This window comes from Streptomyces nodosus (assembly GCF_008704995.1).
In the GTDB taxonomy this organism is placed as follows: domain Bacteria; phylum Actinomycetota; class Actinomycetes; order Streptomycetales; family Streptomycetaceae; genus Streptomyces; species Streptomyces nodosus.
On record NZ_CP023747.1, the window covers coordinates 862,577 to 874,967 of the forward strand.

11 protein-coding genes are annotated in these 12,391 nt (G+C 72.2%); 5 read left to right on the forward strand and 6 right to left on the reverse strand.

What is annotated here, in order from left to right; all coding sequences use genetic code 11:
- Nucleotides 1-132 precede the first annotated feature (132 nt).
- The gene (locus CP978_RS03880) at nt 133-609 is read right to left on the reverse strand and encodes a hypothetical protein (RefSeq protein ID WP_052454003.1); all 477 of its coding nucleotides are present in this window, start codon (nt 607-609) and stop codon (nt 133-135) included.
- Nucleotides 610-825: 216 nt separating this feature from the next.
- Here CP978_RS03880 and CP978_RS03885 point away from each other — a divergent pair, with 216 nt between their 5' ends.
- The gene (locus CP978_RS03885; protein WP_144401430.1) at nt 826-1,236 is read left to right on the forward strand and encodes a hypothetical protein; all 411 of its coding nucleotides are present in this window, start codon (nt 826-828) and stop codon (nt 1,234-1,236) included.
- Between the two features lie 112 nt (nt 1,237-1,348).
- Here CP978_RS03885 and CP978_RS03890 read toward each other — a convergent pair whose 3' ends face one another.
- Entirely contained in the window at nt 1,349-2,086 is a 738-nt protein-coding gene (locus CP978_RS03890; RefSeq protein ID WP_043448094.1) for a TetR/AcrR family transcriptional regulator, read from the reverse strand.
- Nucleotides 2,087-2,233: 147 nt separating this feature from the next.
- Here CP978_RS03890 and CP978_RS03895 point away from each other — a divergent pair, with 147 nt between their 5' ends.
- Nucleotides 2,234-3,451, forward strand: coding sequence for a saccharopine dehydrogenase family protein (locus CP978_RS03895; protein ID WP_043437532.1), 1,218 nt, complete (start codon nt 2,234-2,236; stop codon nt 3,449-3,451).
- Nucleotides 3,452-3,533: 82 nt separating this feature from the next.
- Here the strand turns inward: CP978_RS03895 and CP978_RS03900 are convergent, their stop codons facing one another.
- Complete coding sequence (locus CP978_RS03900) at nt 3,534-4,379, reverse strand: class I SAM-dependent methyltransferase (protein ID WP_043448095.1); 846 nt, start codon at nt 4,377-4,379, stop codon at nt 3,534-3,536.
- 223 nt (nt 4,380-4,602) lie between these two features.
- Here CP978_RS03900 and CP978_RS03905 point away from each other — a divergent pair, with 223 nt between their 5' ends.
- Nucleotides 4,603-6,939, forward strand: coding sequence for an ATP-binding cassette domain-containing protein (locus CP978_RS03905; protein ID WP_043437533.1), 2,337 nt, complete (start codon nt 4,603-4,605; stop codon nt 6,937-6,939).
- A gap of 202 nt (nt 6,940-7,141) precedes the next feature.
- Here CP978_RS03905 and CP978_RS03910 read toward each other — a convergent pair whose 3' ends face one another.
- Both CP978_RS03910 and CP978_RS03915 read right to left on the reverse strand, forming a co-directional pair.
- Nucleotides 7,142-7,618 carry a lamin tail domain-containing protein gene (locus tag CP978_RS03910; protein WP_043437534.1) on the reverse strand — a complete coding sequence of 159 codons (477 nt, stop codon included), beginning with the start codon at nt 7,616-7,618 and terminating at the stop codon, nt 7,142-7,144.
- A 334-nt stretch (nt 7,619-7,952) separates the two neighbouring features.
- Complete coding sequence (locus tag CP978_RS03915; protein ID WP_043437536.1) at nt 7,953-8,831, reverse strand: YegS/Rv2252/BmrU family lipid kinase; 879 nt, start codon at nt 8,829-8,831, stop codon at nt 7,953-7,955.
- A gap of 208 nt (nt 8,832-9,039) precedes the next feature.
- Here CP978_RS03915 and mgrA point away from each other — a divergent pair, with 208 nt between their 5' ends.
- Nucleotides 9,040-10,083, forward strand: a complete 1,044-nt coding sequence (mgrA, locus tag CP978_RS03920; RefSeq protein ID WP_150478139.1) for an L-glyceraldehyde 3-phosphate reductase — start codon at nt 9,040-9,042, stop codon at nt 10,081-10,083.
- A 64-nt stretch (nt 10,084-10,147) separates the two neighbouring features.
- Here the strand turns inward: mgrA and CP978_RS03925 are convergent, their stop codons facing one another.
- Nucleotides 10,148-10,981, reverse strand: coding sequence for a maleylpyruvate isomerase family mycothiol-dependent enzyme (locus CP978_RS03925; RefSeq protein WP_150478140.1), 834 nt, complete (start codon nt 10,979-10,981; stop codon nt 10,148-10,150).
- Between the two features lie 235 nt (nt 10,982-11,216).
- Here CP978_RS03925 and CP978_RS03930 point away from each other — a divergent pair, with 235 nt between their 5' ends.
- Entirely contained in the window at nt 11,217-12,389 is a 1,173-nt protein-coding gene (locus tag CP978_RS03930; RefSeq protein ID WP_079161993.1) for a PP2C family protein-serine/threonine phosphatase, read from the forward strand.
- The last annotated feature ends 2 nt before the right edge of the window (nt 12,390-12,391 follow it).

A 12,391-nucleotide genomic window follows, 5' to 3' on the forward strand; every position in this document is an offset into this window, starting at 1 on the left:
CAGCCTGTGCAAGGCCCGCTGAGAGAGCGCTGAGAGAGAACGGAACCCGCCGGTACTCATCCGGGCTTCGCAGGTCGGGCGGTGTTCAGCGGTGTTCGGCCGCGCTGTCCGGCCGGCCGGTGCCCGCGCCGTTCAGCGGTCGTGGCCGTCGGGGGTGTCCTGCGTCCGGCGTCTCGTCTCGGCGGCCTCGGCGATCAACCGCGCCACATCCGCGGGGAGGGCCAGATTCCGCTCCAGCCATACGGCGTCCGCACCGTGAGTGGCCAGGATCCATGCCGCGTAGGCACGGTCGACGGGCGGTGCGCCCGGTGTCCTCAGCCGGGCGCGGACGGCGTCCTCGGGGAAGCCGTCCAGCGTGTGGGCGGCGAACCACGAGGTGTCGACGGACTCGGCGGGGGCCCGGCCCGGTGCGTGACGGAGCCGCCGGGCACGGCCCTGCCGCATCCGGGTGCCCACGATCAGGGCGACGACGGCGACCACGAGCACCAGCAGGGCCGGACCCGGGTGTGCGGTGGCGGGACCCCTGATCCAGACCGGCGGTATGCCGAGAGCCACCGCGTACCGGCCGTGGAGCACGTACCAGCCGTGGAGGAGTTGGAGAGCCCACATCGGTGCCTCCCTTCACAGCACCATCCTCACGCCGCGACCGGCCTCCGGCGAGGCTGTGCCTCCGTCCGGAATCCGCCCGCCCCGCCCTCGGTGACGCCCCCGGAAATCCGGGACGGGGAATCGACACAAAAGCGACGGATTTCCCCCTCCCTTTCCGCTGCGGCCACCCCGTGGAGGGCAATCCTTCACCGGAGTTGAAGCCGATACACTCGGGCCATGGCAATGGACGGCGCGCCCCCACGGCGTTTCAAGAAGAAGCTGCTCCCGACGCTGGCCGGCGCGCTTCTCGTCGCATGGATCGCGGCCATAGTCGTGGGAATCGCCAGGGAACCCGACCCCCATTCCGGTGCTCCGTCGAAGGAGAATTTGGCAGCGTCCCTGCAATCGGCCGTCAAGGAGCGGGACCCGAAGAAAATCGAGCAGTATTTCTCCGATGCGGCGGGCGACGGTTACGCGGAATCGCTTCTGAGTCAACTCGAGGATCGGTCCGCGCCGGTCTCCGTCGCCCTGCACGGTGATCAGCTGCGGATCTCCGCGGACACGGCGGGATGCATGGCCTTCGGCCTCCTGCACCAGGACGGCACATGGCTGGTCGATCCCGTCCCCGCCCTGTCCGGATGCCGGTGAGCCCTTCCCGCCAGGGCAGGTGAACCCTTCCCGCCAGAGCCGGTGAGCCCCCTCCTGCCCGTCGGCCGGTGAGTCTCCCCCGCCTGACGGCCGGTGAGCCGGCCGGAATCCGTCAGCCCGCGTCCGGGTCCGCGTCCGGACCCTTTCGGCCCAGCACCTCCAGCCGTGCGGCCGCGCTCTCCAGCAGCATGTCCAGCGCCGTCGGATAGGCGCTGGTGACCATGCGGGTCGCGAGGAGGGGCGCGGCCTCCGCGATCCGCGGATGGGTCGCGGCGGGCAGCCGGGCGTAGGTCGAGCGCCAGATGTCCTCGTCGGCGCGGAGTGCGGCACGGGGCAGCGCCAGGGAGGCGGCGTCCAGCGCGGCGAAGGCGAGCGTCTGATCGATGAAGGCGTGGTAGATCCGCACCGTGTCGGGCAGCGGGAACCCGGCCGTGCGCAGCACCTCGAGGACCGCCTCGTCGGCCGCCAGTTCGTTCGCCCGGCCGGTGACCCGGCTGGCGGTCAGCTGGGCCGCCTGCGGATGGGCGACATAGGCGGCGTGGATGCGCACTCCCACGGACCGCAGATCCTCCCGCCACCGCCCCGTGGGCTCCCAGCCGCGCAGGGCCTGGCCGATGAGGGCGTCGCCGATGGCGAGGGTGAGGTCGTCCATGCCGCGGAAGTAGCGGTAGAGGGTGCTCGGGTCGCAGTCCAGCGCCACGCCCAGGCGTCGTGCGCTGAGTCCCGCGCTGCCGTGCTCCCGCAGCATCCGCAGCGCGGTCTCGACGATCAGGCTCTCGGACAGCACCGTGCCGCTCCTGGTGGGACGGCGCCTCCGTCGCCCCTCCTCCGGCACCACCTGCTTCGGCACCTCGGCCTCCTCACCCGCGCGCATGCCCGGTGCGCACATCCGCCACGCCTTATGCCAACACCATTGACCTTACGACACCGCCGGGCGTTGTATCTGCGGCGAAGGGCGCCCCTCCTCATCCCCAGAGACCGACAGGGAGTTCTTGCCATGCGTGTACTGCTCGTGGGAGCCGGCGGTGTGGGCACCGCGATCACCCGGATCGCCGCCCGGCGTGAGTTCTTCGAGGCGATGGTGGTCGCCGACCACGACCCGGCCCGCGCCGAGGCCGCGGTGGCGGCCCTGGACGGCGACGGCCGGTTCCTCGCCGAGACCGTGGACGCCGGCGACGAGGCGGCGGTGGCCGCCCTGCTGACGCGGCACCGCTGCGACATACTGCTCAACGCCACCGACCCGCGGTTCGTGATGCCGCTGTTCGGGGCGGCGCAAACGGCCGGCGCCGGCTATCTCGACATGGCGATGTCCCTGTCCCGGCCGCACCCGGAGCGCCCGTACCAGGAGTGCGGGGTCAAGCTCGGTGACGCACAGTTCGCGCGGGCCGCCGAGTGGGAGGAGCAGGGCGCGCTGGCGCTCGTCGGGATGGGTGTGGAGCCGGGGCTGTCGGATGTGTTCGCCCGGTACGCGGCCGATGAACTCTTCGACGAGATCGAGGAGATCGGTGTCCGCGACGGCGCGAACCTCACGGTGGACGGCCATGACTTCGCGCCGTCCTTCAACATCTGGACCACCATCGAGGAATGCCTCAACCCGCCGGTCGTCTACGAGTCCGGGCGCGGCTGGTTCACCACGGAGCCGTTCAGCGAGCCCGAGGTGTTCGACTTCCCCGAGGGCATCGGCGAGGTGGAATGCGTGAATGTGGAGCACGAGGAGGTGCTGCTGGTCCCGCGCTGGGTGGACGCCCGCCGTGTCACCTTCAAGTACGGGCTGGGCACGGAGTTCATCGAGACGCTGAAGACCCTCCACCTGCTGGGCCTGGACCGCACGGACCCGGTGACGGTGCCGAGCGCGGCCGGTCCGGTCGCCGTCTCGCCCCGGGACGTCGTCGCGGCCTGTCTGCCGGACCCGGCGACGCTGGGCGACCGCATGCACGGCAAGACCTGTGCGGGCACCTGGGTGCGCGGCCGCAAGGACGGGGCGGAGCGCGAGGTGTATCTGTACCACGTCGTCGACAACCAGTGGTCCATGGCGGAGTACGGCTGTCAGGCCGTGGTGTGGCAGACGGCCCTCAATCCGGTGGTCGCCCTCGAACTCGTCGCCTCCGGCACCTGGAGCGGGTCCGGTGTCCTCGGCCCCGAGGCCTTCCCCGCCCGGCCGTTCCTGGATCTGCTCAGGGAGTACGGCTCCCCGTGGGGCATCCGCGAACAGTGACCCCGCCCCCGGCCGGGCACCGGAGTACGCCCACCCGGGCCGCGTTCCTCGTCGGGCGCGGGCCGGGTGCGGCGGTTCGGCCCTACGGACCCGGCCGCCGTCCCCAGGCGGTCAGCATCCCGGGGGACAGCGCGGCGCCGGTGGGATCGTCCAGCCAGCGCTCGGCCTCGTCGATCCCGGCGTCGTCCACCAGCCCCGTCGCCACCATCACGGGCCGCGCACGGTCCCAGGTACGGGCCCAGAAACGGTTGTTGGGGCTGCCCGGGATCAGGGGCGGCACATGGATCTCGGCGGCCACGGACTCGAGGCCGGCGGCCACCATCAGCTGCGGGCAGTGGGGCACCCAGGAGACATCGGTGCCGATCGTCCGGCGCAGCCCCTGCCACATGGCGCGCAGGGCGATCGTGTAGGGCGTGTCCGGAGCGGTGCCGGTCGTCAGGTCGACCGCGTCGCTCACCACCAGTACGCCTCCCGGCGCCAGCAGCCCGGCGAGCCGCTCGATCATGCGGGCGGGGGACGGCAGATGCATCAGCACGAACCGGGCGTGCACCAGGTCGAAGCGAGCGGGCCCGAAGAGAGCCGGCCCGAAACGGTCGGAGGTCACATCGGCCTCGACGGGGGTCAGCCCGGGCAGCGGGCGGTCCCTGAGGAACCGGATGTCCCGGTCCGCCGCCACCACCTCGGCGACGCCCGCCTCTCGCAGCAGCGCACGGGCCACGGTCCCGGTTCCGGCACCCACGTCCAGGCACCGCCACCCCGGTCCGGCGCCCAGCTGCCGCAGCCGCGCGAGGGTCAGGGGGTCGTAGGTGAGCGCCCCGAGGTCGATACGGGCCGACTCTCCCTCGTCCCCCGGGCGGAACATCCGCTCCCCGTAGCGCCCGGGACCGTCGGATCCCCCATGGAGCCGGGAACCGGCCTCCTGTGCCATGTCCCCATTGTCGTGCAGGACGGGGACGCCCTCCAGCGCGGCCGTGTCCGCGGCGGGACGGGCCGGACGCACCCGGGTCGCCCGGCCCGGTCCCCCGCCGTCGCCCGGCCGGGCGCCGTCCGGTCCCCCCGCATAGAATGGCGTGGTTTGTCCCGCCCCGGTGACGGCCCCGATGTCAGGCCCCGGCCGCGCCCTCGTTCGAAGCACGTACGGAGATCCGCGCATGCACAGCCCCCACGATCCGTACGTCCGTGTGCGCGGAGCCCGTGAGCACAATCTCAGAGATGTGGACGTCGATGTCCCACGGGATGTCGTGGCGGTGTTCACCGGGGTGTCAGGGTCGGGAAAGTCGTCCCTGGCGTTCGGCACCATCTACGCAGAGGCCCAGCGGCGCTACTTCGAGTCGGTCGCGCCCTATGCGCGCAGGCTGATCCATCAGGTGGGCGCGCCGAAGGTGGGCGAGATCACCGGGCTGCCGCCCGCCGTCTCGCTCCAGCAGCGCCGCTCCGCCCCGACGTCCCGCTCCTCCGTCGGCACGGTCACCCAGCTGTCCAACTCGCTGCGGCTGCTGTTCTCCCGCGCGGGCGACTACCCGCCGGGCGCGGAGCGCCTGGACTCGGACGCCTTCTCCCCGAACACCGTGGCCGGCGCGTGTCCCGAGTGCCATGGGCTGGGCCGGGTGCACCGCACCTCCGAGGAGCTGCTGGTGCCGGACCCCTCGCTGTCGGTCCGGGAGGGCGCGATCACCGCGTGGCCGGGCGCCTGGCAGGGGAAGAACCTGCGTGACATCCTCGACGCGCTCGGACACGACATCGATCTGCCGTGGCGCGAACTGCCCGCAGAGCAACGGGAATGGATCCTGTTCACGGACGAGCAGCCGGTGGTGACGGTGCACCCGGTGCGGGACGCCGACCGGATCCAACGGCCGTACCAGGGAACGTATATGAGCGCGCGGCGCTATGTGCTGAAGACGTTCTCGGACAGCAGGAGCCCCGCGCTGCGGGCGAAGGCCGAGTCCTTTCTGAGCAGTGCGCCCTGCCCGGCGTGCGGCGGCAGCCGGCTGCGGCCGGAGGCCCTGGCGGTGACGTTCGCGGGACGCACCGTCGCCGAGCTGGTGAAGCTGCCGCTGGCGGAGCTGGCCGGACTGCTCGTCGGCACCACGGAGACCGCGCGGGTGCTCACCGACGACCTCACCTCCCGTATCGCCCCGGTGGTCGAGCTCGGACTCGGCTATCTGAGCCTGGACCGCGCCGCCCCGACGCTGTCGGCGGGCGAGTTGCAGCGGCTGCGTCTCGCCACGCAGTTGCGTTCCGGGCTGTTCGGGGTGGTGTACGTCCTCGACGAGCCGTCCGCGGGACTGCACCCGGCGGACACGGAGGCGCTGCTCACGGTGCTGGAGCGGCTGAAGGCCACCGGGAACTCGGTGTTCGTGGTGGAACACCAGCTGGATGTGATGCGCGCCGCCGACTGGCTGGTGGACATCGGGCCCCGGGCGGGCGAGCACGGCGGCCGGGTGCTGCACAGCGGGCCGCCGGCGGAGCTGGCGGGTGTCGAGGAGTCGGAGACGGCCCGTTTCCTCTTCGGCCGCTCCCCCGCCCCGGTGCGCGATGTCCGCACCCCGCGCGCCCGGTTGAAGGTCGGCCCGGTCACCCGGCACAACCTGTGCGGAGTGACGGCCGAGATCCCGCTGGGCGTGCTGACGGCGGTCACCGGGGTCTCGGGCTCCGGGAAGTCGACGCTGATCGGCGCGATCACGGAGGAACTGCCCGGTGTCGGCCGGCTGGTCACCGTCGACCAGAAGCCGATCGGCCGTACACCTCGCTCCAATCTGGCCACCTACACGGGCCTGTTCGACGTCGTCCGGAAGGTGTTCGCGGCCGGCGATCAGGCCCGGGAGCGCGGCTACGGTGTCGGCCGGTTCTCCTTCAATGTGCCGGGCGGACGCTGTGAGACCTGCCAGGGCGAGGGGTTCGTCAGCGTGGAGCTGCTGTTCCTGCCCAGCGCCTACGCCCCGTGCCCGGACTGCGGCGGGGCGCGCTACAACCCCGAGACCCTCGAAGTGGCCTACCGGGGGCGGAACATCGCCCAGGTGCTGGACCTCACGGTGGAGGCGGCGGCGGACTTCTTCTCGGACGTCCCGGCGGCCGTGCGCAGCCTCCGCGCACTGCTCGACGTGGGTCTCGGCTATCTGCGGCTCGGCCGGCCCGCCACAGAGCTCTCCGGCGGGGAGGCCCAGCGGATCAAGCTGGCCGGCGAACTCCAGCGTGGCCGGCGCGGCCACACCCTCTATGTCCTCGACGAGCCCACGACCGGGCTCCATCCGGCCGATGTGGAGGTGCTGATGCGCCAGTTGCAGGAGCTGGTGGACGGCGGCCACAGCGTGGTGGTGGTCGAGCACGACATGTCCGTCGTCGCGCACGCGGACTGGGTGATCGACCTGGGCCCGGGCGGCGGGGAAGCCGGCGGCCGCATCGTGGCGACGGGAACCCCCGCCGAGGTGTCCCGAGCGACCGACAGCGCGACGGCCCCCTACCTCGCCCGCGCACTCCCGCACCGATAGGACCTGTCGCACGGGCTCCTCGGCGGCCGGTCCGGTGACGCGGTGAGGTTCGGGCGCGAGCGGAAAGGCCCTGCGGAGGGCGCTGAACCCTCCGCAGGGCCTCGGACGGGTGGCGGCGCGTCCGTCGTGGAGGAGGGACGCCCCGCCGGCCCGGTGGCCGGACCACCGCACCGGGTCCGGCCACCGGCCCGCCGTCCGGTCGTCAGCGGTGGCCGCGGTAGCCCCGGCTGCCCCAGGAGATGCTGTCGACGAGACGGCCGCGGTCGTTGCGCAGGGTCGCGGAGTCGAAGCGGCTGTCCCACACTCCGCTGCGGCGGTCCTGGTAGACGTCGGTGGCGGTGTCGCGGCCGAACCCGGTGTGGACCCGCACGCTGGCGCGGCCCCTCAGGTGGTAGTGGTGGAACGTGTAGGTGTGGCCGTGCGCGTCCGACAGCGTCCACCCGCGCAGATTCACCTCACGGCGGCCGGAGTTGGTGAGTTCCACCCACTCCTTGTTCAGCGCGTGGTTGGAGCGGACACCATGGGCGCGGACGTCGGACCGCACATCGCTGATGCGCACCTCGGAAGAGGACCGCGGGTGCTGAGGGGCGGCGGACGCCGAGGGCATCACGGCCCCGGTCAGCGCGGTGGCGGCGAGGGCAACAGCGGCCAGACGGCCGGCAGTCGTGGAAACGGTCACAGGGTCTCCCTGCGTAGTGCGGGCACATGCGGCTCACGGCCAGAGGCCGTGACCGGCGTTGTGCGGGTGCTGGTGACGGCCGGCTGGCCGCCACCCACACCCTGGCACCCTGAAACGGCAGTTATGACGATGAAAGGAGCGCTGTTACCGTTTACGCATATTTCCGTGACTGTCATGTGGATTGTTCATTCAGTCTGCATATGCGTCGAGTTGACGCCGGTCCGGGTGAAAAGCCCCGATGGATGCCTGGTCACGGCGCCCGGCCGTGGTGCGGCCCCGTCCCGGCGCGCCCGCGACCCTCACCCGAAAGTGAGTAACAGGCCGGGCGACGGCCTCAGCACACGACGGCGAGTGCTCCGGGCAGGACCCTGGCGGTGACCGGGAGAACGGCCTCGACCTCGCCGTCGGCGCCGTAGAAGACCTCCCGGTCGGCCTCGATGCGGATCTCCCTGCCGCGCAGGACGCACACCTCGGGCCGGTGGATGTGCGCACCCGACTTCAGCTCGTTCATCAGGGTGAAGAAGAGCAGGCGCGGCACATCACGGATCATCACCACCTCGAGCAGGCCGTCGTCGACGCGGGCGGCGGGGGCGATGACGCGCCCGGAGCCGTAATAGGCGGAGTTGGCGGCGACCACGGTGTAGCCGCGATGGGTGAGTTCCTCGCCGTCGACGGTGACCCGGTAGGTGGCCGGTCGCCAGCCGGCCACGGCGCGCAGTCCGCCCGCGTAGTAGGAGGCGGCGCCGGTGAGGAACCTGGCCCGGTTGGCGTGGCGGTTGGCGAGCGCGTCGACCCCCGCGTACACACTGCCGAGCACCACGGTGCGGCCGTGGGCCGAGGCCACCTCGATGGTGTCGACCTGGCGCGGGCCGCCTCGGAGCAGGGTCCCGGCCAGCGCGGCCGGTTCGGTGGGCAGCTCCAGTGCCCGGGCGAAGTCGTTGCCGCGGCCGGCCGGGACGATGCCGAGGAGCGCACCGGTGCCGCTGAGCGCCCCGCCGATGCCGCCGACGATGCCGTCGCCACCGACGGCGAGGACGACCCGCCCACGCGCTCCGGCCCGCCGGGCGAGTTCCCGGGCATGGGCCAGGCTGTCGCTGTACTCGGTCTCCAGTTCCGCCCCGGCCTCCCGCAGCAGAGGGGCCACTCCGCTCAGCGCCGCCACCCCCGTGGACCCTCCGGCGGTGGGGTTGACGCTGGCGGTGAACTGTCGCATCGGGGCGCCTCCGGGGGCTTGGCGGGTCGTGGTCGCGACGGTGGTACGCGGGGCCGGCCGGCGGGCAGCGGAACCCGATTCAGAAGCGACACCACTGAATGCGATGAAAAGGAACTGTTGGACTTCAGGATCACTTCGGAGCAGGGTGGGCGGGTGCCCTCGATCCCGAAGGGCGCCCCCTGTTCACTGCACCACCGGAGACCATCCGATGAACCACGTCGCGGACCCCGAACGCTACAACGGCACCATGCGCTACCGGCGCACCGGTCGCTCAGGGCTCGACCTCCCCCTTCTGTCCCTGGGCTACTGGCACAACTTCGGGGACGTCCAGCCGTTCGAGAGGCAGCGGGAGATCGCCCTGCGCGCCTTCGACCTCGGGATCACCCACCACGACCTGGCGAACAACTACGGCCCGCCCTACGGCTCCGCGGAGATCAACTTCGGGCGTCTGATGAAGCAGGACCTGGCGCCGTACCGGGACGAGATGGTGATCTCCACCAAGGCCGGCTGGGACATGTGGCCCGGCCCCTACGGTCAGGGCGGCGGCTCCCGCAAGTACCTGCTCGCCTCGCTGGACCAGTCGCTGAAGCGTATGGGCCTTGACTATGTGGACATCTTCTACTCCCATCGCCTCGACGCCACCACCCCGCTCGAGGAGACCATGGGGGCGCTCGACACCGCCGTCCGCCAGGGCAAGGCCCTCTATGTGGGCATCTCCTCCTACGACGCCGAACGGACCCGTCAGGCGGCGGCCGTCCTGCGGGAGCTGGGTACCCCGCTGCTCATCCATCAGCCGTCGTACAACATGCTCAACCGCTGGATCGAGGCGGACGGGCTGCTCGACACCGCCGAGGAGGAGGGCTTCGGGGTCATCGGCTTCACGGCGCTCGCCCAGGGGCTGCTGACCGGCCGCTATCTCCACGGCGTCCCCGAGGACTCGCGCGCCGCCCAGGGCTCCACCTTCGACACCGGATGGCTCTCGGACGACATGCTGCGCAGACTGCGCGCCCTCGACGACATCGCGGCCCGTCGCGGGCAGACCCTCGCCCAGATGGCTCTGGCCTGGGCGCTGCGGGACGAGCGGGTCACCTCGCTGGTCATCGGCGCGTCCCGCACCGAGCAACTGGAACAGAACGTCGCCGCGCTGGAGAACCTGGAGTTCAGCAGCGAGGAACTGGCCGAGATCGACAGCCACGTCACCGAGGGCGGCGTCGACCTGTGGCAGGACGCCCGCCTCGGCAACCTTCGCTGACGGTCCTCCGCGATGCCCTGACCCGGGCCGGGATCGCCGTCCCGGGTCAGGGCGCGGTGAACGGTCAGGGCGCGGTGAACAGGGTCGGGAAGCGGGGCCCGAGCCAGGGCCTGCGGCCCCAGGCGACGACCCCGCCGCGGAGGACGGCCCCCCACCGGTCGCGCCGGCCCAGCGCCATCAGCAGAAAGGTGACCGGTTCGACGAGGAGGGTGCAGTCCGGGCGGTCCGGCGGCTCCGGTGTCACCTCGACCGCGCCGTCGGTGAAGGCGACACCGAACGCGGAACCACCGCGCAGACGGACGGTGTAGCGGGCCGTCAGCCCGGCGGCGGCGCCGGCATCGGCGACCCTCGGCATGGCCGCCCTCAGAAACGGCAGGCACAGGCCCACCCGCCCACGGTCGATCATGGAAGGGCGGCCCACCGCGCGGGCCAGGTCATGGCCGTGGCCCAGCATATGGGTGAGCAGATACGAGGCGAGCTGCGGCCGGTCCAACGGCCCGAGGGGCGTGAAGAGCGTCCGGTCCGCCTCCCCGTCCGCCACGGCCCGGGCCTGCGCCTCCAGGAACCGCTCCGTCTGCTCCACGATCAGCGCCGCCAGCGGTTCCGCCCGGCGCTCCCCGAACGAGGCGAGCGCCCGCGCATTGGCGGCGGCCAGGCTCTGCGGTGTGCCGTCCCCGTAGGGACGCTCCCGGCCGGCCGCGAGGTCCGCCATCAGCTCATTGGCCTGCGCCAGATGGGCCGCGGCCTCTCCCAGGGTCCACTCCGAGCCCGGCACGGGCACGGCCGTGTCCGACACCCCGTGCAACACCGCCGCGATGTCACCGGCGGTGCCGCGCAGTGACTGCCCGAGCCCGTCGGGCAGTCCGTCCCCGGTCGCCCGTGGTGTTCCCGGCTCCACGCCCGCTCCTCTCGCCGTGCCCGTCGCGCCCGTCGTGCGTGCGGCCCCGGTACCCAATCAGCCGCCGGGGCGCGCGACAAGGGTGCGCGCGCCCCGGCGGCACTCCCGGAGGAACGCATCCCCGCCCTCGGGCGGGGCCGGGTCGTACGGCCGGTGCCTCGACCGCCGCGGCGGCACCACCGCGGCCGCATTCCCGTGCTCGCGGGCCCGCTCTCAGCGGTGCAATGTGGAAGATATGCACTCCTGGCAACCACGCTTCAGGAAGCTCCTGCGGCCGTTGCGGTCGGGGCACACGATTCTGCTGATCGCGGTCGGGCTGGTCGTCGTGATCATGACGGCGGACCTCCTGTCCCCGTCCGACATCGTCCTCGGCCCCCTGCTGGTGATCGCGCCCGCGCTCACCGCCTGGTTCGAGGGGCCCTGGACCACGGCGGGCGTCGGCGTCCTCGCGCTGGCCGCCGAGGCCGTCATCGGCTGGCATTCCGGCCTGCTGGCCACACGCGACATCGCGGTGCAGCTCATCGCCCTCACCCTTCTCATCCTGCTGATCGTCGTGATGTGCGTGGTGAGCGAGCGGCGCGGCCGCCAGCTGGCCCAGGTCCGGTCGGTCGCCGAGGCCGCTCAGCATGTGCTGCTGTGGCCGCTGCCGGCCCGCCTCGGCTCGCTGCACCTCGCCTCGCTCTATCTGGCCGCCGAGGACGAGGCCGAGATCGGCGGCGATCTGTACGCCGCGGCCCGGACCGAGGAAGGGGTCCGGGTGCTGATCGGCGACGTGCGGGGCAAGGGGCTGCCCGCCATCGGCGAGGCGGCCCTGGTGCTCGGCGCCTTCCGTGAAGCCGCGCATCAGCATGTCACCCTGCCACCGCTGGCCGCCGCCCTGGAGCAGAGCGTCGCCCGCTATCTCACCGACTTCGAGCCCGACGAAGAGGCCGGAGAGCGGTTCGTCACCGCTCTTCTCCTGGAGATCCCCGACGACGAGCCGGTGGTCCGGATGACCAGTTGCGGTCATCTGGCGCCCCTGGTGCTCCATGCGGACCGGACCGTGACCCAGCCGGCCCTCACCCCCGCTCCCCCGCTCGGCGTCGGCATGACCGGCCCCGACGCCTACTCGGTCGATGTGGTGCCCTTCGACTCCGATGCCACCCTGCTGCTCTACACCGACGGTGTCATCGAGGCGCGGGACCGGCACGGTGACTTCTATCCGTTCACGGAACGGACCGTCCAATGGGCCGACAGCACCCCCCGGACGCTGCTCCAGCACATCCAGCGCGATCTGCTGTCCCACACCGGCGGACGACTCGGGGACGATGTGGCCCTGATCGCGATCCAGCGCGTCCATACGCCCCGTCCCGGCATCCATCCTCAGGAGGCCTCCTCCTCGGCGGGCACCGCCACGGCCGAGGAGTGACC